The organism is Limnobacter olei (assembly GCF_029087225.1).
GTDB classification, from domain to species: domain Bacteria; phylum Pseudomonadota; class Gammaproteobacteria; order Burkholderiales; family Burkholderiaceae_B; genus Limnobacter; species Limnobacter olei.
The window spans coordinates 49,992-70,648 of the sequence record NZ_JARFJD010000014.1 but is presented as its reverse complement, the minus strand read 5'-3'; the positions used below and the strand labels follow the sequence as shown (position 1 = coordinate 70,648).

The window sequence follows — 20,657 nt, the reverse complement described above, 5'->3', positions numbered from 1 at the left end:
CACTCGTGCCACCTTGTTGCGGGCAGCCACTGTCCTCAGGTGTGTTTCTTCGGGTCCTTTTTACGCTCCCATGGCCTCGACGGCGAATCTGCCGCAGGCGCCTCTTGAGTGGGAGCCTCTTCCGCACTTACCGCAGGAGCAGCCACGGTGGCATCGGCCTTGCCCACAGGGGCGGACGGAGCCACAGCAGAGTCTGTTGCAGCCGGATCTTCAACACCCTTGGGCAACCAGCGTTGCCGTCCCTGCGCCAGCGGAACTGCCTCTTCAGGCCTACCCACCGGCGCAGAACCAGGATCAGCCGGTGTGGCCTGCAGATCAGGCGAACCAAGTGAAGTCCTTTCCTGCTTGAAAGCCGAATTCCGAATCTCGGGTTTCACTACCTCGATTTCGTTGGCCAACATGTAATCGTTCATATCGCGCCACCCCTCAAACACACCGGACTGGTGTGTATTTGGGTTCAAGGTAAAACAATCTTCCAGTGCGCGGCCAGAATGTCTGCACGCCGCACCCACCGCCTTGCTGTCTTCCATCGACAATTTGCCTGTCAGGCCCGGGATCTGCGACAGATCGCATGAACTCAGCATGGTTGCAGCACCTGCCACCATCAATATCTTCAGTTTTCTCATAATCCAGTCCTGATTGACTACCTCTACAGGTGATAACGTCCGGATCCCGGAAAAATTGATAGGCAAGTGCGGGGATGTTGGTGTTTTTCTTCTAATTGTGGTTTTACCCACAATCTTTTCTTGTGCATTGCACCCAAAACCAGTAGACTTCGCTCCAGATTGCAAATCAACGGGTCGTTTTACGATTCTCACCATTGGACCGCGTTGGGTTGCCTTTGTTGGCACAAGCTCTTGAAGCTGTGCTTTGCCCATCGCCGCCAGTTCTCTTGCGACCATCCGGAACAATCTAGTTCCTAGCCGCGTCGTCTTATTTCTGTTCGTCGATGAATTTTTAAGTCCACATCGAATTGGAACTTTTATTATGTCTATGTCATTTGATGACATGGGTCTTGCCGCGCCTTTGCTGCAAGCCCTGAATGCTTTAAACATTACTGCCCCTACACTCGTACAACAAGAAGTCGTGCCCCTGGGCAAAGACGGCGGCGACCTGATGGTTTCCAGCCAAACCGGTAGCGGAAAAACCTTCGGCTTCCTGCTGCCCGTCATGCATCGCATGATGACCGGCGAACAAAGCCCCATGGAAATGCTGGCCGGCCCAGAATGCTTGGTGTTGTGCCCCACCCGTGAATTGGCCCAACAGGTTAGCCAAGACGCGATCAACCTGGTGAAATTCACCAAGGGTGTTCGTGTAGCAACCGTGGTTGGTGGCATGCCTTACGGCAAGCAAATGGCCAGCCTGCGGGGTGCGCGCATTGTTGTGGGTACACCCGGCCGCTTGCTCGATTTGGCCCAACAGGGCAAATTGAACCTGAGCACGGTCACCACCCTGATTGTTGACGAAGCAGACCGTATGCTTGACTTGGGCTTCTCTGAAGACCTGGAAGCGATCGACCAGCTGTGCGGCAACCGCATTCAAACCCTGATGTTCTCCGCCACCTTTGCCAAGCGCATTATTGGTTTGGCCGAAAATATCATGAACAACCCCAAGCGCATTGAAATGGCGGCTCAGAACGAAGCCAACACCGACATCGCTCAAAAACTGATGTGGGCTGACAACCGTGGCCACAAGCGCAAGCTGCTGAACCACTGGCTGGAGCACCCTGACATGGTTCAGGCTGTTGTATTTACCAGCACACAAATTGATGCTGAAAACCTGGCCCGCGATTTGGCCGACGAAGGCGTACGCGCCTGCGCACTGCACGGTGGTATGCCACAAGTGGTGCGTAACCGCCGTTTGGCCAGCGTTCGCAAAGGCGACATCAAGGTATTGGTTGCAACGGATGTTGCTGCCCGTGGCCTGGATGTGCCTGCAATTTCTCATGTAATCAACTACGGCATGCCCATGAAGTCGGAAGACTATGTGCACCGCATCGGCCGTACCGGCCGTGCTGGCCGCAGTGGTGTTGCGGTTACATTGGCTGAAGCCTGCGACATCATCAGCGTTCGCGGCATCGAGCGTTTCATCAATTCACGTATTCCCGAAGAACAAGTGGAAGGCTTGGAGCCACGCGGCAACTTCACACAAGCGCCCCGTGGTGGCGGCAAGCCTGGCGGTGGCCGTGGTCGTTCCAGTGGCGGCGGTTATGCAGGCAACGGCGGTGGTCGTTCCGAAGGCCGCAGCTTTGGCGGTGGCGAACGCAAAACATACGGCGACAAGCCTTCTTTCGGTGATCGCAAGCCCTTCGAAGCGCGCGAAGAGCGCAGCTTCGGCGAACGTAAGTCGTATGGCGACAAGCCTGCTTTCGGCGAGCGCAAATCGTATGGCGACAGGCCAGCATTCGGCGAGCGTAAATCGTTCGGCGACAAGCCCGCATTTGGTGAGCGCAAGTCGTTCGGTGATCGCAAACCTTACGAAGCCCGCGAAGAGCGCAGCTTTGGCGACCGCAAGCCGTTTGTTCAAGGTGAAGAGCGCAGCTTCGGCGATCGCAAGCCTTTTGGTGAACGCAAATCGTTTGGTGACAAGCCTTCATTCGGCGATCGCAAACCCTTTGGTGAGCGCAAGTCGTTTGGCGACAAGCCCTCCTTTGGTGACCGCAAGCCTTCCGGCTTTTCAGGCAACTCCGATGCGCCTAAAAAGTGGAACCGTGACGCAGAGCGCCCAAGCTTCCCACGCTCTGAAGAGCGTGCTCGCCCAGCCTTCCGCGCCGAAGGTACAACTGCTCCCTCAGGCCCCAAGCGCGAACATGCTTCTGGTGCCCGCAAGGAAAACGCGGCACGCAATATGGGTGACCGTGGTGGTTTCAGCCGCCGCCGCGCTGGCTAAAAAAGCAGCGTAAAAGCAGCACGGGGGAAACCCCGAGAAAAACCCTCAGCCGAAAGCCTGAGGGTTTTTTGTTTTTATGCGACAATTTAAAGCTTGTTGACCAACCAAGCAGGAAACCTCCTACCGTGCGGCCAAATTCCAAAAGCAAGTGGCTGGCGCAAAGCGCTCGACTTTCACGTTTCATGGCAGACCGAGGCATGATTGTCTCCGTCATCTACGCCTTTTCCCTGCTGGTGGGTTTTCTTGCGGTGGGTTTCGCATGGATGTCTGACTTTGCAGGCGAGTGGAACAAAGAACTGTTTGCCGAGCACATGTGGGTCGCGCTGCTCTTGCCTCCCATTGTGTTTCCAATTGCTCTGTGGCTGGTCAACACCATTTTCTGGGGCGCTGGCGGCAGTGGCATTCCGCAGGCCATCAAGGTAACCAAACACCCCAAACCACGTTTGATGGAGAGGCTTCTGGGCCCACGTGCTTTTCTGGGCAAACTGTTGATTACCCCATTCGTGATTGCAGCGGGCGCAGCCGCCGGGCGCGAGGGCCCTACGGTTCAAATTGGCGCAGCACTCATGGCCTATGCCGGTCGTTTTCCCAACATCGCCAAGTTATTTGATACGCGCTCCTTGATCATCGCAGGCGGTGCGGCCGGGGTTGCTGCAGCCTTCAACACCCCCTTGGGCGGCTTGATGTTTGCTTTTGAGGAATTGGGGCGCCGCAAAACAATGCGGCATACATCGGCCCTGCTGATGGCGATTGTGCTGGCCGGCTTGGTCGCACTGATTCTTCAAGGTAACTACTCATATTTTGGCTATTCCAACGCCACCATTGATTGGGGGCAAGAATGGCTGATTATCTTTACTCTGGCAATTCTCACCGGAATAGTAGGCGGTCTTTACGGGCGGAGCATGTTGATTCTGGTGTCCAGCACCAGCTTTCTGGGTGGTTTGCGCAGCCGTTTTCCTTACCGGTTTGCAGCCGGATGTGGGGTCGTGCTGTCCTTGATGGCTCTGGTGTTTGGTGCCGAGGTATTCGGCGCGGGGTATGAAGAAACAAAAGCTGCACTTCAGGACAGTGAAGAACTTTCACCCATGTTCTGGCTTACGAAAATGGTGGCAACGGTGGTGTCGTTTGCCAGCGGCATACCGGGCGGTGTATTTTCACCCACCTTGTCCATTGGCGCGGGTTTCGGTCACTTTTTTGCGGGGCTAACCAACAGCGAGACCGCCCCACTGATGCTGCTGGCCATGGTCGGTGTTTTGTCCGCAGTCACGCACTGCCCGATTACCGCTTTTGTGATTGTGCTGGAAATGGTCGACAACCATGATTTGGTCATGCCGCTGATTTTCGTATCGGCCATCTCCACGCAGGTTAGCAAACGCATTTTGCCTGCGTCCATTTATCACCTGCTTGCCAATCAAATCAAAGTGAGCTTTGCTCAGACAGAACCAGCGCCAACACCGGAATCAGCATCGGAAGCAAAGCCTGCTGAAACCTCTGGCCTCGACGACAAGAAATGAGCAAACGCTCAACCACCAAGTGCGGTGCGGGAAAAATTGTTGGATTGTCGGCGCTTGCCGTGCTGTGTTCGATCAAACCAGCAAATGCAATTGACAGCGTGATTCAACGGTTAAGTAATCCAGAAATGCACTGTGGCTACCAACCCACGCTTGACCTGTTCAACGGTGTGGTCAGCGCACTTTCAGAGTCTCAAAGTACCGCAGCTGCGCTGACTCTTCGCAGAGAAGACCGGCGACTTGAATTGCTGATCCATTTCAAGCCGGGACAAACTGAAATTCCGCCGAACTGTCTGCCCAAGCTCGAGGCCTTGAATAACGCCACCAAGGCAGGAAGATCTGGCCCGATCCTGATTCGATCCAGTACACAAACCGGGGGCAGTGCTGAACTTGATCTCGCTGTGGCCAGCCAAAGGCTGGATGCAGTTCAACACTATTTCAGGGACAACCGCCTGGCCCGCAAAGCCTTGGTGCTGGAACTGCACCCTGACACGTCGAGCCCGCTGTTTGGTGATGCAGTTCGCCTACCCAATATGGTGGAAATTTATTCCAGCCCCGCCAACTGATCAAAGCCAAGGCGGTCGCTGAGGCGGCTCAGCAGAGTGGCCAACTCCGCAGCTGAGCGCACCTTGAGTTTGTCAAACACATTGGCACGGTGCACTTCAACTGTGCGCATGGAAATGTCCAATTCAGAGGCGATTACCTTGTTTAGCTTACCCTTGGCCACCAGAAACATCACCTCTCTTTCGCGAGGCGACAGGCGGTCAATTCGCTCGGACCATTGTTTCAGTACTTCCAGGTTAACCAGATACTCGCCTGATTTTTGAAGTGCCTGTTTCACCCGTTCAATCAAACGCTGATCAGTGGTGGGCTTCTCATAAAAATCGAATGCACCATTTTTAACAGCCTCAACAGCAGTGGAAATATCGCCATGCCCGGTGAGAAAAATGACGGGCAAACGATCAAGGCTGTAGCCACTGCGTTTCAACCACTCAAACACCTCAAGACCCGACATATCGGGCATGCGCAAGTCGAGCAACAGGCAAAGTTCAGCATCACTGCCGACATATTCATCTAGCCTGGACTTGAAGCTTTCGAAATTTGCAAAGCCCTGCATGGGAAGATCCACGGTCTCGAACATCCACTTCATGCCCTCGCGCAAATCGTCATCATCATCGAGCAGCAACACCTGTACTTTTTTAGTTGGCTCCAACTGACTGCTCTCCTTCCATGGATTCTTTGACTGCCATCGGCAAGTCCATTGTAAAACAGGTGCCACCAGTAGGCACAGCCTCGGCTTTCAAGCGACCACCATGAGATTCAGCCACAGAGCGGCATAGGCTTAACCCCAGCCCCAACCCATCGGGTTTGGTCGACACGAGAGCCTCAAACATTTTCTCAGTGTTGTTCAAGCTCAAGCCGGGGCCATCATCGCGTACTGAAAATTCAAAGGAGTTCTCCAGCTGACGCGCGCGTATCCACACATTGCGAATTCGTTGCGAGGCAGTGAACGCCTCAGATGCATTTTTAACCAGATTCACCAAGGCCTGCTCCACCATGATTCGGTCGATGTACAACACGAAATCGGGTACACCGATGTCAAAATGCAAACGGACCTGGTGAAGCATGGCAGTGGAATTGACCATGAACTGAATGGAATCGATCAAATCGGCCACACGAACATTTTCACGCGTGGGCTTGCGTTTGCGCACCAGGTTTTGAACAGACCCCACCACACGGCCAGCACGCTGCGCCTGATCGCGCAACTTTTCAAATAACTGGCCATACATTTCAAGACTGGCACCACGCTGGCTTAAATTCATGCCGGCCTGCGCATAAGAGACCATCGTGGCGAGTGGCTGATTCAATTCATGCGCAATATTGGAGGCCACTTCACCCACCAAGGCAAATCGAGAGGCCGCTTGCAATTTTTCGCGCTGCTCGGCAATCAAGGATTCCGAACGTTTGCGATCGGTGATGTCGATGACCGAGCTCATCCACCCGGTGTGCACGCCCCGGCCGTCTTTCAGCGGCGCTTCCACAATCAGCACATCAATCAACTTGCCATTCTTGTGCTGATAAATGGTTTCAAACCCTTCCGGTGGGGCATTGCCTGAAATGACATCGGCCACCAACCTTTTGTATTCCTCTGTGCTTTTGCTGGGCCAATAAGGCAAGGGTTGTGGAATACCGATGAGTTCTTCGGGTTTGTAACCCACCATATTGCAAAATGCCGGGTTCACATAACGAATAAAACCCTGCAAGTCCCACACACGCAAACCCACGGCCATGGAGTCTTGCATGGACTGACGAAACAACTTTTCCTCTTCCAGGCGAGCTTCAATTTCCAGACGGCGGCGGGAGTCTCGCCACAACATGATGAAACTCAGCAACAGCAACAAGAGCAAAAATGCCAATGCGCCGGTAATGCCATAGTTGAACAATCGAGGACCTTCTTGAATGCTGTTGACCCTGAGTTGAAATTGCAGCCCGCCGAGTTCCAGTGAGGTGGTGTGCATGTACACGCCAGCGCCCGGGCTGGCTTTGACCAGGCGCGACAAAATGGCACCACTTGCATCCAGCAGTTCAACCTGGTTGTCTTGTGCAAACCACCAGGGCAACTCTTTTTCAAGCATCAGGTCAAGATCGATCAGACCCGCAGTCACAGCATCTCCACGCTGGGCCACACTGACGTTGGCCACATAGTGCCGCCCTTGAAACAAAAAAGGCCCAACCAGGCCGTCGAGGCGAGACTCGTAGCGTTGATTGACTGGCGCTGAAATCAAATTGCGAACCGCCTCTAAATCGTATTCGTCAAAATTATTTTCCAGGTTAACAATCGGAACCAGCTCTGGACCACGAAACACCGCGACCAATTCGCCAGAGCTACGGCTCAACTGATTCAGGCTTGCAGCCAGCCGTGCCGACGGATAGATGAGCGAATCGTTTGTTAACGCTTGCAAGGAATTGATCAAGCCACCCACTTGAAACTGAATGTTCTGACGAGCCCACAACGCATCCGCAATCAGTTTTGCCTGGTTTTGGTCACGTTCATCTTGCTGGGCGTAGTAAACTGCGGCCACCAGCAAAGCCATCAAAAGTGAAAAAACAAGCACAGGCATGCCAAACCTCATGGCTTGGCGGCGCTTGATCTTCTTTAAATTGGGCTCATAAGGGGCGAACACTTGCATGGCTGGATAGTGCCACGAAATGACGAAAAGATTTCAGAGCATGTGGAAACCCACAATGGTGAGGAAGGTCCTACTCTGGAATTTTCAATGAATACTTACCAACTAGCCGCAATATGAAATATCTGTCAGCACTAGGAATTTTGCTTGGGCTTCACGGCGTTGCATTGGCACCCGCCAGTGCGGCACCGCCCATCCTGATCAAGTTCAGCCATGTTGTTGATGAAAACACCCCAAAGGGGATCGCTGCGCTGGAATTCAAAAAGCTGGTGGAAGAACGCACCCGCGGGCGGGTGAAAGTAGAGGTTTATCCGAACTCATCGCTGTACAAAGACCGGGAAGAACTTGAAGCCCTGCAATTGGGAGCCGTTCAAATGCTGGCTCCCTCGCTGGCCAAGTTCGGCCAACTGGGCATGCGCGATTTCGAGGTGTTCGACCTTCCCTACATTTTCCCGAATCGCCAGGTGCTAAAAACCGTCACTCAAGGTGAAATCGGCAAGCAGCTGCTGGCCCAACTTGAAGACCGCGGAATATTGGGCCTGGCCTACTGGGACAATGGCTTCAAGGTGATGAGCGCCAACACACCGCTTCGACTACCCGAAGACCTGAAAGGCAAACGCATGCGAATTCAGCCTTCACGGGTGCTCGAGGCCCAAATGGAAGCGCTGGGAGCCACGCCAATTCCGCTGGCTTTCTCCGATGTACACACCGCACTGGAGACCGGTTTGGTGGATGGCACTGAAAATCCACCCTCCAATCTGTACTCCAAAAAAATGCACGAAGTTCAGAAGTATGTGGCGGTAACCAATCACGGTTATCTGGGCTATGCGGTAATCGTTAACCGCAAGTTCTGGAACAGCTTGCCAGCAGACATTCGCGTAACGCTTGAAAAAAGCATTGTCGACGCAACCCGCAAAAACGACGACGAAGCCGAAAAACTGAACGCGCAAGCCTTAAACAAGGTCAAGGAATCGAAAAACACCAAAGTAACCACATTAAGCAGCGCCGAAATTGACCTGTGGCGCAAAGCACTTGAACCGGTACACCGTCGCATGGAAAGCCGCATCAGCAAGGAACTGATCAACAGCATACGCAAAGCGGCGGCTGATCAGGCTGCCGCGGCCAAATAATCAGGACTCGGCCCCGCCCAGCTTTTGGCGTGCCACTTCCAGAAACTGCTCAGGTTCGGGTCGAACACGGTAATTTGAAGTTTGGTCTGAGTACACAATTCGCCCATGTTTGTTGATGATCAAAACCGTGGGTAACACAGTGTCTTCCCCATGCCCCATCCACTTTAGGCCAAATGGCACGCCGTCTTCATGCAGCAGCTTTAACTTCTTGCTGGCCTTGAAATCAGTGTCTACAAAAAACCTCATCGGCACCTTGAATCGCTCAGCGAGTTCTTTGGTTTTGGTCTCCGGCTGCGGGCTGATTAGCGCCACTTTCACACCCAGGCGGTCAAGGTCAATGTAACGTGCCGCCACTTCGCCAATTTGTGTCATGCACAACGGGCACCAATTGCCCCTGTAAAACATCAGCAACCATGCAGCCCCTTTGAACTGCTCGCTCGAAAAAGATTCACCATCCAGGGTATTGAGTTCGAATACGGGCAGTTTTTCACCCTCATTGAGCATCGCGTTGTTGCGTTCACCCAGATTGGAATACCAGAAAATGTAAGCAATGCTTCCAAAAAAGATCAGATTGCCAAAAATTAGAGGCCAAGGGTTCGCCTCCATGCCCGGATCGGTCAACACCAGGGCAATGCCGGTAAGGTTGGCAGCCATCAGCAAGTGAAGATTGCGCGATGTTCGGGCGCGCCTGCGCATGAACATCCACACAAACAGGTAAAAATTGGGCAAGGCCAACACAAACACCCCTATCCAGCCTGGGCCAAGCGGGCTGTGCCAACTCAGGGTAGCCACGTGCAACAGACTCAGGTTAATCAAGAGTAAAAACAGGACAATGAAAACCGACTTTGCTTTATTCATTCTGTGGGGTGCCGTATCAAATCGACCCCTAGTGTAAACAAAAGTGACTGACACCCTGCTTGCGGGCAACTTTTTTTCATCCCGCCCCTTGAAATACCTCCCCCCCACCCCTATTATTAGCACTCGATGACGGCGAGTGCTAACAATGCATCCGTCAGTTTCTCTAAGCAATTCTTTTTAAAAGACAAATTTAGGAGTGGTATCCATGAACATTCGTCCGTTGCATGATCGCGTGATCGTGAAGCGTCTCGACAGCGAGCGCACAACAGCCTCTGGCATCGTGATTCCAGAAGCCGCCGCCGAGAAGCCCGATCAAGGTGAAGTGATTGCAGTTGGCCCAGGCAAGCGCGATGACAGCGGCAAGCTGATCGCCATGGATGTGAAGGTTGGCCAGCGCGTGTTGTTCGGCAAGTACGCCGGCCAAGCCATCAAGGTGGATGGCAAGGAAGTGCTGGTAATGCGCGAAGAAGACATCATGGGCGTTATTGAAGCTTAATTACCAAGCGTAATGACTAAGCCTAATTACACAGAATTCAAGAGGAAGATTAATCATGGCAGCTAAAGAAGTATTTTTCGGCGACGACGCACGCAGCCGCATGGTGCGTGGCGTGAACATTCTAGCCAACGCAGTGAAAGTGACCTTGGGCCCACGTGGCCGCAACGTGGTTCTGGAGCGTTCATTCGGCTCCCCCACCATCACCAAGGACGGCGTTTCCGTGGCCAAAGAAATCGAACTGAAGGACAAGTTCGAAAACATGGGCGCACAAATGGTGAAAGAAGTTGCTTCTCGCACTTCTGACAACGCAGGCGATGGCACAACAACCGCCACAGTTCTGGCCCAAGCCATTGTGAAAGAAGGCATGAAGTTTGTGACCGCGGGCATGAACCCAATGGACCTGAAGCGTGGCATTGACAAGGCCGTAAGCGCCGCAATCGTTGAACTGCGCGCATTGAGCAAGCCCTGCGCAACTACCAAGGCGATTGCTCAGGTTGGCTCCATTTCCGCGAACAGCGATGAATCCATCGGCAACATCATTGCTGAAGCCATGGAAAAAGTGGGCAAGGAAGGCGTAATTACTGTTGAAGACGGCAAGAGCCTGGACAACGAACTGGATGTTGTTGAAGGCATGCAGTTTGACCGCGGTTACCTGAGCCCCTACTTCATCAACAACCAGGAAAAGCAGGTTGTTGCTCTGGACAACCCCTTCGTGCTGTTGCACGACAAGAAAATCAGCAATATTCGTGACCTGCTGCCCACACTGGAACAAGTGGCCAAGGCTGGCCGCCCATTGTTGATTATTGCTGAAGACATCGAAGGTGAAGCTCTGGCAACTTTGGTTGTAAACAACATTCGCGGCATTTTGAAAACTTGCGCAGTGAAGGCCCCTGGCTTCGGCGACCGCCGCAAAGCCATGCTGGAAGACATCGCCATTTTGACTGGTGGTGTTGTAATCGCTGAAGAAACCGGCATGAGTCTGGAAACTGTAACCCTGGAACACCTGGGTCAGGCCAAGCGCATTGAAGTGGGCAAAGAAAACACCACCATCATCGACGGTGCTGGCGACGGTGCAAACATCGAAGCCCGTGTAAAGCAGATTCGTGGCCAGATCGAAGAGTCCTCTTCCGACTACGACCGTGAAAAGCTGCAAGAACGCGTGGCCAAGTTGGCTGGCGGTGTTGCAGTGATCAAGGTTGGCGCTGCCACTGAAGTTGAAATGAAAGAAAAGAAAGCCCGCGTAGAAGACGCCCTGCACGCGACACGCGCTGCAGTGGAAGAAGGCATTGTGCCAGGCGGCGGCGTAGCCTTGCTGCGTGCACGTGCCAAGATTGCAGGCTTGAAGGGTGCGAACCCAGACCAGGACGCAGGTATCAAGATTGTTCTGCGCGCCATGGAAGAGCCACTGCGCATGATCGTGACCAACGCAGGTGAAGAATCATCAGTGGTGGCCAACAACGTGATGGGCGGTGAAGGCAACTACGGTTACAACGCAGCCACAGGCGAATACGGCGATATGGTAGACATGGGTGTTTTGGATCCAACCAAAGTAACTCGCACGGCGTTGCAAAACGCTGCATCTATCGCATCGCTGATGTTGACCACCGATTGCATGGTTGCTGATGCGGCTGATGACAAGCCTTCAGCACCTGACATGGGTGGTATGGGCGGAATGGGTGGTATGGGCGGCATGGGCATGTAATTGCCTTTGTTACCTGTTACCAGGCATTGCTTGCTTGAAAACAGAACCGCTGGCTGGGTGTGAACCGGGCCAGCGGTTTTTTTATCAGCTTATCTTGAACTTCCCGCACTGCGCATTCAGCTGAGAAAACGCCTCGGTCAATTCCACCAAAGACTTTCTAATTTCACCCACGCAATTCGCGTTTTCCTCCGACATCGCCGCATACTTCTCAATCTGGGTCGACAACAAAGTCGCAGCCGAACGTTGCTCAGACAAGGAACTGGTCACTTCGGAAGCCATCACTTTCACATCTCCTGCGCGACTCCTTATCGTGCCCATCAAATCCCTGGTCTGATTCATGCGACCCAAACTTGAGGTCACTTTGCTGGCCCAACCGGTCATCTCAGTCACCACGTTTTGAGTGCCTTTTTGAATGGCCCCCACCATTTGCTCAATTTCAGAGGTTGATTGGGTAGTTCGCTCGGCCAAGCGCCTCACTTCATCTGCAACCACCGCAAACCCCCGCCCCTGCTCACCTGCACGCGCAGCTTCAATGGCGGCATTCAAGGCGAGCAAATTGGTTTGACCTGCAATTTCCTCGATCACTGAAATGATTTGACTGATTTGGTCGGACTGGCTACCCAATTCATGAACGGTTTGACTTAGCTGAGTGGCACCATGCGCTGTTTTTTCGACCTCTTCGGAGGTGCTCTCCACCAAAATCAAACCTGACTCGGATTCAGTACTTGAGTCTTCCGCCGCCAATTTGGTTTGCTCTGCCACGTCAAACAGTTGCGAAATATTCGCAGACATTTCTTCAATACCCGCAGCCATTTCAGAACTGGAATTGGATTGAGAGACAGCGGACTGGTCAACCACGCTCAACTGTTGCCGAATACTGTCCAAGCTTCGCTCGGCAGCGCTTGTTCTCTCCCGAATATCGCGCACCAAATCAAGCAATGCCAATCGCATGGTCTCGAACACGGCAGTCACGCTGCCGGGCTTTGACTGAAGATTCGACATCTCGGCGCACTGCAAGTCACCTGAAGCAATTTTGCTGGCTTGCGTGGCCAAAAAGCCAGGCTCAGCGCCCAAACTCTGCCGAACTGAACGTGCATACACCATGAGACTTGTGCATAAAAAAGTCAGGGTCAAGGCCATGCTTGCGTACAAAGTCCAAAGCAGGCGCCCTGTTTCGGCATGAATTTCCTGTGTCAGTTTGTTGATGGCAGCGGTTTGAGTTTGCAAGCCCAACTCTTCAATCGACGAACCTGCCTTGACCACCGGGCGGTCCATGCCATTCACCGATTTATCCAACTCACGGTATTGAAACGGCAACGCCGGATCATATTTACCCAAGGCCGCAGCATAGGCAGCGGATGCTGCTTTGAAATCGTCCTGCCACGCCTGAATTGCTTTGATACGGGCGGAATCGGAGGCAACCGCCTGGTTTTTTAACAGATCGGCCGTGGTTTGCTCAAATTGTTGAACATACTTGGAGAATTCTTTTTTGTACTTGTCTGCGGCACCTTCGCCCTCGCCCCGCAACAGCACATTTTTAAATGAAGAGGCCATTTTCGTAGTGTGGTGATTGGCCTGGGCAATCAAGCGGCTTACCTCGTTCTCTTGAACGATTTTTGCGGCACCCACTGTTTCCAGTTCGGTCAGGCGATTCATTTGAATAGTGACCCAAACCATCGATGCGGCAACAATCAAGGCGATAACTGCACAAATGCCCAAAGCTTTTTGGGTCAGGGTAAATTGACGTTTCATGGTGTTGTTGATGTGGTTTTGACAGCCACCAGCATGTGCCTATCGGCAAGTACAATCGCCCCCTGAATTGGCGACGAACCCCAACAGGTGGTTAGCCCGGTTTATTCAACCGTGAGTCAAATTCTCACTTGACCTTACAAGCTCACAACCCTATAATTTGCGGTTACCTAATTAACCAGCAAGTGATTTGGCTTTGTCGGTTGGCACTCACACCAATGAGACCAATTAACCGCCAGATTGGCTGCAACGGAGAAACTCATGAAAGAAGGCATTCACCCCAACTATCGCGAAGTGTTGTTCATGGACATGTCCAACGGCTTCAAATTCATTTGCCGCTCTACCGCGCCTAGCCGCGAAACTGGAGAACACGAAGGCAAAGAATACCCTTTGATCAAGCTGGACGTGAGTTCTGAATCTCACCCCTTCTACACCGGCGCACAAAACACAATCGTGGACACCGCTGGTCGCGTTGAGAAGTTCCGTCGTCGTTTCGATCGCTTCAAGAAGTAATTTTTCGCGCAAGTGATCATAAAAAGGCAGCTCAGGCAAACTGGCTGCCTTTTGTTTTTACGGACACAATAAGAACATGGTCATTACGGCAGCCAACAACACTCGTTTGTCGCGCAGGCTATTGTGGGGCTTGATACTGCTCTACATTTTGCCGGGCCTTTTTGCCCGCACGCCCTGGAAACCTGACGACGCCGCAGGCTTTGGCCAAAGCTTTACCTTTTCCCAGCTGCCTTTTTCAGAATGGGCGATGTCGCTGATTGGTGACCGCATGTATGTCGAAGGCGGCCTGCTGTCGGCCTGGCTTGCAGGCTTGTTCGGAAAACTGGCACTTGCCGTCGACCTGCCACACAACTGGCTCGATGACGCCATGCGCTTGGGCAATGTATTTTGGATGATTTTGGCCGGCTGGGCCATTTGGAACACCACCTACCGATTGGCCAAGCGGGTTGAGCTTCAACCTGAAGACCCACTTGGCACTGCACCTACCCGGGTCGATTACGCCCGTGCTGTGGCAGATGCCTCGGTACTTTGCTTTTTGGGTACTTTGGGCCTTCTTGTTCGCTCCCACATGCAGGTGCCCGAAATTGCCGAGCTGGCTGGCATTTCAATCATGCTGCTGGGTGCGGTGCGCTCGCTTGACAGGCCAATTGGCGCGGGCTGGATGCTGGGCGCGGGTATTGCCATCGCTTTTTTTGCACGTGGGTGGGCACACTGGCTGCCCTTTCTGCTTTTGTTGCTTGTCAGCTCGATGACGCACAGCTCACTGCGCTTTGGTCTGCTTCGTCGCATGACTCGGGCGGCTGCCGTGTTCGCCATTCCTTTTGCAATCTGGTTTTTCTGGCTAATGAGCCAAAAAAACGGGGAATTGTGGTGGAACGCATGGAATGAATGGAATGTGCGCCGCTTTCTGATACTTGACCCAACCCAGTCTTTTGACCTGCTTAAATTGGTAATCACCCTGAAAACCCTGACCTGGTTTTTGTGGCCAATTTTACCCATGGCGTGCTGGACCATTTGGCGTTACCGCAAGGCTTTGACTGAACCCTCTATCCGCATTCCTTTGGCAGGCGCTGCCGCTGGTGTGGTTGTACTGCTGATTACAAACCCGGCCGATGAGGCCAACTATTTCCCATTGCTGGCACCACTTTCGGTGCTTGCTGCAATCGGGCTTTCAACCATGAAGCGCGGCCTGATCAGCCTGATTGACTGGTTCGCAGTTCTTTGGTTTACATTCGCAGCCGTGTTGGTGTGGCTGGGCTGGACTGCAGCCACGTTTGGTTTCCCCGCAAAAATAGCAGCCAATTTCGAGAAACTGTCCCCAGGCTATGTGCCCGATGTCATCGGTCTAGAACTTGCCTTGGCATTTCTGGCCAGCATCGCCTGGATCCGTTTGATCGTATGGCGAACCGCCTCAGGAAGCCGTGCTCTCTGGCGTCCCATGGTGCTGACCACCGGTGGCGTTATTTTGCTGTGGCTGCTGATGATGACCCTGTGGATCCCGAGAATTGATTATGCAAAAAGCTTCAAGACCTTGGGTGATGCAATTACCCAATCGGTGCTGAATCATCAGGCAGCTGCCGACAGGGAATGCGTTGCAGACTACAACCTGGGCTACGCACAGCGGGCTACACTTCAATACCACGCCAAGGTTGACTTCATTCGCAAAGGGCAATTCAAGGAAGCCTCGCAATGTGAGTACCTATTGCTACAAGACGATACCCGGCAGGGCCTTAAGATCAAGGTTGATTTTGAATCCAAGGCATCTGAGCGGTGGGAATTGATCTGGACCGGCAACCGAAACTCGGACCGACATGAATTCTTCTTCCTGTACGCACGGACCCAGCAGTTAGAACAGCAGACAGAAAACAGCAGTCGTTAAAGGTGTCGCATGGCCAGCAGTATCGTTTTATTCGCCCAGAACCGGCCGCGCAGGGCACTGCTGAATCAGGCTTTGCCAATTTTGCTGGGGCAACTGGCGGTCATGGGCAACGGCCTGGTTGATACATTGATGGCCGGGCAAGCTGGCCCCGATGTGCTGGCGGCCATGGCGGTAGGGTCATCTATCTATATCAGCCTGTACGTGGGCTTGATGGGGGTCATCATAGGCCTGACCCCCATTTGCTCTGCCCACTTTGGCGCAGGCGACCACCGCAAAGTTGGGGAAGACGCCGTGCAAGGTGTTTGGTTGGCCCTGACCATGAGCTGCATTGGCATGGCCGTGCTGCTGAACCCGGACCCTATTTTTCAACTGACCAATACCCCTGCTCACATTGCCAGCGACACCCGTGGCTACCTGCTTGGCATTGCCTGGGGTTTGCCAGCGGCCTTGGTGTTTCGTGTGTTTTATGCGCTGAACCAGTCTATTTCACGCCCACAAATTGTGGTAGCCCTGCAAGTGCTGATGCTGCTGCTGAAAATACCCTTGAACATTTGGTTCATGAATGGCGGATGGGGGTTGCCTGCCTTGGGAGCGGCTGGTTTTGGTTGGGCTACAGCAGCAACCATGTGGCTGGTGCTCGGTATTTCGGCCCTCATTTGGTTATTCGACAAACATTACAGCGAATTCAAATCCATTCGCAGCTTGAAACCTGACTGGCATCGTCTTGGGCAAATCCTTCGGCTCGGGCTTCCGATTGGTGGCTCATACTTGATTGAAGTCAGCTCCTTCACAGTTATTGCGCTGCTGGTGTCGCGTTTCGATGTGTACCAGTTGGGCGGGCACCAAATTGTGTCCAATATGGCAGCCATGGCGTACATGGTGTGTTTGTCGTTGGGCAATGCCACCACAGTGTTGGCCTCGCAGCAAATTGGCGCTGGGTTTAACAGATACGCAAGCGTGATCGTAAAGCGCGGCATTGAAACCGCCATGCTGGTTGCCGCCTGCGTTTGCCTGGGTTTGTATGTATTCGACCTGGAATTGATTTCGTTCTACACCAAAGACGCAAAAACCATTGAAGTCGCCTTGGGCTTGATGCCTTGGGTAATCGCTTACCATTTTATTGATGCCGTACAAACTTTGTGCTCGTTTTCGCTTCGGGCCTACCGTGTGTCGGCACGCCCCATGCTGATTTATTTGGTCAGCCTGTGGTTTGTGGGCATTGGCGGGGGCATGTGGCTTGGTGTGTGGCAAGAAAACCCACTAAAATCACAAGGCTTCTGGATGGCCAGCGCAGGTGGGCTGCTATTGGCTGGAACCTGCCTGGCCTTGCTACTGGCCCATGTCATGCGCCAGCGCAATGTTTTGGAACTTACTTTGCCAACTAAGCCGCAGGCGCCGTCGGGGACTGAGGACTCTCCTGGCTCGCCTTCGCCTCTGGCGCCACAATGAAATGCTCGCGGTAAAAACGAAGCTCGTCGATTGACTCGTGAATATCAGCCAACGCGGTGTGCTTGGTTTTCTTCACAAATTTTCGGGCTGTAGTAGGGTTCCAGCGTTTGCACAATTCCTTTAGTGTGCTCACATCGAGATTCCGATAATGAAAATATGCCTCCAGCTTGGGCATGTACTTGGCCATGAATCGGCGGTCTTGGCAAATGCTGTTGCCACACATGGGGCTTTTACCCGGGCCAATGTATTTCGCCAAAAATTCAATCAGCAACTTTTCCGCCTGGGCTTCATCAATCGAGGATTCCTTTACGCGCGCAGTCAGGCCACTCTTGCCATGGGTGCTGGTGTTCCAGGCATCCATCCCGGCCAGAATTTCATCGCTTTGGTGAATGGCCAGCACAGGCCCTTCTTCCAGCACATTCAATTCGCTGTCCGTCACCACAACCGCCACTTCGATGATTTTGTCGTTAAAAGGGTCCAGACCCGTCATTTCCATATCAACCCACACCAGGCGATTGTCGTCGCGGGGAATCTTGGTTTCAACAGGGGTGGAACTTGGCGTGGCTTGTGACATAATTTGAATGAGCTTTGAGGTTGAATCTAAAGAGAGCTGTATTGTCTCACAGGCATTGAAGCGCAAATTAATCAAGGGTGGTAGCGAGAAATGGTTTTTACTGAAGTCTTTGTTCTGGCAGTAGTTTTGAGTGTGGCGCTTCGCATTTATCTTGCAAGTCGCCAGGTGCGGCACATCGCCTTGAACCGCGCGCAAGTGCCTGCGGAGTTCAGGGAGCAAATCAGCCTGCAAGACCATCAAAAGGCGGCAGACTATTCAATCGCAAAAACCCGTCTGGGCATGATCAACGTGCTGATTGAAGCCACTATCCTGATGGGGTTTACCTTGCTGGGCGGCCTTCAATGGATTCAAAATTTCACAAGCACCGCCGCCGAGGGTATCTTGGCGGGTTTGCTGCTGATCGCCGTGGTGGGCTTCATCGGAAGCGTGCTTGATTTGCCATTGTCCTACTACAAACAATTCGTGCTTGAAGAGCGCTTCGGTTTCAATCGAATGAAGAAAGGCCTGTTCATTGGCGACTGGCTGAAAGGCTTGCTGGTGGGCGCTTTGATTGGCGGCCCACTGGTGTTCGCAGTTCTTTACCTGATGCGTGAAGCCGGCCAGCAATGGTGGGTTTATGCCTGGGCGTTGTGGTTTGGCTTCAGCCTGTTGTTGATGTGGCTGTTCCCCACGGTGATTGCACCCATTTTCAACAAGTTCACCCCACTGGAAGACGGCGCCACCCGCCAGCGCATTCTGAATTTGCTACAACGCTGTGGCTTTGATTCCAGCGGCTTGTTTGTAATGGATGGCAGCAAACGCTCAAGCCACGGCAATGCCTACTTCAGCGGCATGGGCAAGGCCAAGCGAATCGTGTTTTTCGACACCCTGCTCTCTCGCTTGAATGACGATCAAATTGAAGCGGTGTTGGCCCATGAACTGGGGCACTTCAAGAAAAAGCACATCGTGAAGCACCTGGCCTTTTCAGGCATTGGCAGTCTTGTCATGTTTTATGTGCTTGGCCTTCTGGCCAACACACCGTGGTTCTACAGCGAGCTGGGAGTAAACCCTGACCTGGCCAATGGTGCACAAGCCATGGCTTTGGTGTTGTTCATGATGGTACTACCCTATTTCACATTCCCGATTCGCCCTGTGATGTCTTGGCTCAGCCGCAAACATGAATTTGAGGCAGATGCATATGCTGCACAGCAAAGCGCTCCTCAACACTTGGTAAGCGCTTTGGTGAAGTTGTATCAGGACAACGCGTCCACGCTCACGCCTGACCCATTGCATTCTGCGTTTTACGACAGCCACCCGCCTGCGTCCATTCGAATCAGCCGTTTGAACAGCTTGCAAGGCGCCCAATGAACACCATGAACACGCCACACCCTGCTCGCCCACTGGTAGACTGGCTGCATGTACACTGCCAACACTTGGGTGAAGGCCATGCATGGAGCGCTGACGAGATTGAAGCGCAGTTGGACGAGTTTGAATACTGGTCTGTTGAGTTTGATGCCAAGGGAGAACATGCTTTGAACCTTTGGCGGCAATATGCGTTTGCCAACTTCGAAGGCGTGAAGCTTGCAGTGCATGCCATTACTCATTTGGCCGACGACGAAGACCACCACCCGGAAGTCACGTTTAGCTACAACCGGGTCAAAGTGCGCTGGAACACCCACAGCGCAAACGGCATTACCAACAACGACTGGGCTTGTGCGGCCAAACTTGATGATGCGCTGAAACACATTGGCTAATTCGTCTCTTAACAGGGTGCGCCCCACTTACAAGGGCAAACAAACCGGCAACCATGGAAAAAACTCAGGCAATCCGGATTTGCTGAATGCCTTGGTGGTGGCCAGCTACGGGCGCCATTTTCTGGCACGCGACGACAGCGGAACCATTTGGCAGGTGTACGGCAAAGGCAAACGCCGGGACGTAGCGGTGGGCGATGAAATCGTCATTTTGCCCAGCGGCGACATGCAAGCCTGGGTGGAAGACATTCAGCCACGCAAGAACCTGGTGTACCGATCAGACGCACTGAAAAGCAAAATGTTTGCAGCGAACCTGGATGGTGTGCTGTTGATGCTGGCCATCAGCCCACCTTACTCGCCCGAGCTTTTGGGACGCACGCTGACTGCCTGCAAACATGCGGAAGTACCACTCACCATTCTGTTCAACAAGGTAGACATTCTCGAAGGCGATTCCGAAACGCTGGAAGCGGTTGAACAGGAATTGTTTGAAATCACCTTGGGTGAAGTGCCAACACACTACATCAGCGTGACCGAACGACCTGCCGAAACCGAGACGCTGTTGCGCCCCTTGCTGGAAAGAAAACGCACCTTGATACTAGGGCAATCGGGCATGGGTAAATCAACCTTGATCAACCTGTTAATACCCGGTGCATTGGCGGCAACCAATGAAATTTCAATGGCCTTGAATGCAGGCAAACACACCACCACCCACACCCAAATGCATTTTGGAGAAGAAGGTTTGGAGTTGATTGATTCGCCCGGCTTTCAGGCATTTGGTTTGCACCACCTGAGTGAATCGGATTTGCTGAATGCCTTCGCTGATATTCGCGATGAAGGCAACAAATGCCGGTTTGCCAACTGCCAGCACAAACGTGAACCCGATTGCGCTGTGAAAAACGGACTGGAAGACGGTTCCTTGAGCCCAGCTCGGTATGCGCTATACCAAATGTTGAAAGCCGAGTTGCAAGAGGCTAGCCAAAGCTACTGAC

The 20,657-nt window shown here is 53.1% G+C and carries 18 protein-coding genes; 12 read left to right on the top strand and 6 right to left on the bottom strand.

Going from position 1 to position 20,657, the window contains the following annotated elements; genetic code table 11:
• Positions 1–35 precede the first annotated feature (35 nt).
• Positions 36–626 (bottom strand): hypothetical protein, encoded by a 591-nt coding sequence (locus tag PY990_RS09720; RefSeq protein WP_146106542.1) that lies wholly within the window; start codon positions 624–626, stop codon positions 36–38.
• 361 nt (positions 627–987) lie between these two features.
• On the opposite strand from PY990_RS09720, the gene PY990_RS09715 reads away from it, so the two are divergent.
• The 3 genes from PY990_RS09715 to PY990_RS09705 all read left to right on the top strand — a co-directional run bounded on the left by PY990_RS09715 (position 988) and on the right by PY990_RS09705 (position 4,966).
• Complete coding sequence (locus PY990_RS09715) at positions 988–2,889, top strand: DEAD/DEAH box helicase (protein ID WP_275271434.1); 1,902 nt, start codon at positions 988–990, stop codon at positions 2,887–2,889.
• 125 nt (positions 2,890–3,014) lie between these two features.
• Entirely contained in the window at positions 3,015–4,403 is a 1,389-nt protein-coding gene (locus PY990_RS09710) for a chloride channel protein (RefSeq protein ID WP_275271433.1), read from the top strand.
• Positions 4,400–4,966 (top strand): hypothetical protein, encoded by a 567-nt coding sequence (locus PY990_RS09705; protein ID WP_275271432.1) that lies wholly within the window; start codon positions 4,400–4,402, stop codon positions 4,964–4,966. Before PY990_RS09710 ends, PY990_RS09705 begins: the two co-directional genes overlap by 4 nt.
• Here the strand turns inward: PY990_RS09705 and PY990_RS09700 are convergent.
• Together PY990_RS09700 and PY990_RS09695 are read right to left on the bottom strand one after the other, a co-directional pair.
• The gene (locus PY990_RS09700) at positions 4,945–5,613 is read right to left on the bottom strand and encodes a response regulator transcription factor (protein ID WP_275271431.1); all 669 of its coding nucleotides are present in this window, start codon (positions 5,611–5,613) and stop codon (positions 4,945–4,947) included. The two genes, PY990_RS09705 and PY990_RS09700, sit on opposite strands and share 22 nt — an antisense overlap.
• Positions 5,600–7,591 (bottom strand): two-component system sensor histidine kinase NtrB, encoded by a 1,992-nt coding sequence (locus tag PY990_RS09695; RefSeq protein WP_275271430.1) that lies wholly within the window; start codon positions 7,589–7,591, stop codon positions 5,600–5,602. Before PY990_RS09695 ends, PY990_RS09700 begins: the two co-directional genes overlap by 14 nt.
• 113 nt (positions 7,592–7,704) lie before the next feature.
• On the opposite strand from PY990_RS09695, the gene PY990_RS09690 reads away from it, so the two are divergent.
• Entirely contained in the window at positions 7,705–8,718 is a 1,014-nt protein-coding gene (locus PY990_RS09690; RefSeq protein ID WP_275271429.1) for a TRAP transporter substrate-binding protein, read from the top strand.
• Here the strand turns inward: PY990_RS09690 and PY990_RS09685 are convergent, their stop codons facing one another.
• Entirely contained in the window at positions 8,719–9,576 is an 858-nt protein-coding gene (locus PY990_RS09685) for a peroxiredoxin family protein (RefSeq protein WP_275271428.1), read from the bottom strand.
• A 205-nt stretch (positions 9,577–9,781) separates the two neighbouring features.
• Between PY990_RS09685 and PY990_RS09680 the strand changes: the two genes are divergently transcribed.
• Together PY990_RS09680 and groL are read left to right on the top strand one after the other, a co-directional pair.
• On the top strand, positions 9,782–10,072 hold the full coding sequence (locus tag PY990_RS09680) for a co-chaperone GroES (RefSeq protein WP_171100326.1): 291 nt from the start codon (positions 9,782–9,784) through the stop codon (positions 10,070–10,072).
• A 55-nt stretch (positions 10,073–10,127) separates the two neighbouring features.
• Positions 10,128–11,774, top strand: coding sequence for a chaperonin GroEL (gene groL, locus PY990_RS09675; protein ID WP_275271427.1), 1,647 nt, complete (start codon positions 10,128–10,130; stop codon positions 11,772–11,774).
• A gap of 84 nt (positions 11,775–11,858) precedes the next feature.
• On the opposite strand, the gene PY990_RS09670 is transcribed toward groL, so the two are convergent.
• Positions 11,859–13,526, bottom strand: coding sequence for a methyl-accepting chemotaxis protein (locus PY990_RS09670; RefSeq protein WP_275271426.1), 1,668 nt, complete (start codon positions 13,524–13,526; stop codon positions 11,859–11,861).
• Positions 13,527–13,784: 258 nt separating this feature from the next.
• Between PY990_RS09670 and PY990_RS09665 the strand changes: the two genes are divergently transcribed.
• From PY990_RS09665 to PY990_RS09655, 3 genes are all read left to right on the top strand, one after another.
• Positions 13,785–14,036 carry a type B 50S ribosomal protein L31 gene (locus PY990_RS09665; protein WP_105027123.1) on the top strand — a complete coding sequence of 84 codons (252 nt, stop codon included), beginning with the start codon at positions 13,785–13,787 and terminating at the stop codon, positions 14,034–14,036.
• A gap of 76 nt (positions 14,037–14,112) precedes the next feature.
• The gene (locus tag PY990_RS09660) at positions 14,113–15,915 is read left to right on the top strand and encodes an ArnT family glycosyltransferase (protein WP_275271425.1); all 1,803 of its coding nucleotides are present in this window, start codon (positions 14,113–14,115) and stop codon (positions 15,913–15,915) included.
• 9 nt (positions 15,916–15,924) lie between these two features.
• Positions 15,925–17,364 carry an MATE family efflux transporter gene (locus PY990_RS09655; RefSeq protein WP_275271424.1) on the top strand — a complete coding sequence of 480 codons (1,440 nt, stop codon included), beginning with the start codon at positions 15,925–15,927 and terminating at the stop codon, positions 17,362–17,364.
• On the opposite strand, the gene orn is transcribed toward PY990_RS09655, so the two are convergent.
• On the bottom strand, positions 17,297–17,938 hold the full coding sequence (orn, locus tag PY990_RS09650; RefSeq protein WP_275271423.1) for an oligoribonuclease: 642 nt from the start codon (positions 17,936–17,938) through the stop codon (positions 17,297–17,299). The genes PY990_RS09655 and orn overlap by 68 nt on opposite strands.
• Positions 17,939–18,028: 90 nt before the next feature.
• Here orn and PY990_RS09645 point away from each other — a divergent pair, with 90 nt between their 5' ends.
• Genes PY990_RS09645 through rsgA form a run of 3 tightly spaced genes read left to right on the top strand, consistent with a single transcriptional unit; the run spans position 18,029 to position 20,656 of the window.
• Complete coding sequence (locus tag PY990_RS09645; protein ID WP_275271422.1) at positions 18,029–19,285, top strand: M48 family metallopeptidase; 1,257 nt, start codon at positions 18,029–18,031, stop codon at positions 19,283–19,285.
• Positions 19,282–19,671 (top strand): 4a-hydroxytetrahydrobiopterin dehydratase, encoded by a 390-nt coding sequence (locus tag PY990_RS09640; RefSeq protein ID WP_275271421.1) that lies wholly within the window; start codon positions 19,282–19,284, stop codon positions 19,669–19,671. Before PY990_RS09645 ends, PY990_RS09640 begins: the two co-directional genes overlap by 4 nt.
• On the top strand, positions 19,664–20,656 hold the full coding sequence (gene rsgA, locus PY990_RS09635) for a ribosome small subunit-dependent GTPase A (RefSeq protein ID WP_275271420.1): 993 nt from the start codon (positions 19,664–19,666) through the stop codon (positions 20,654–20,656). The genes PY990_RS09640 and rsgA overlap by 8 nt, the downstream gene beginning before the upstream one ends.
• The last annotated feature ends 1 nt before the right edge of the window (position 20,657 follow it).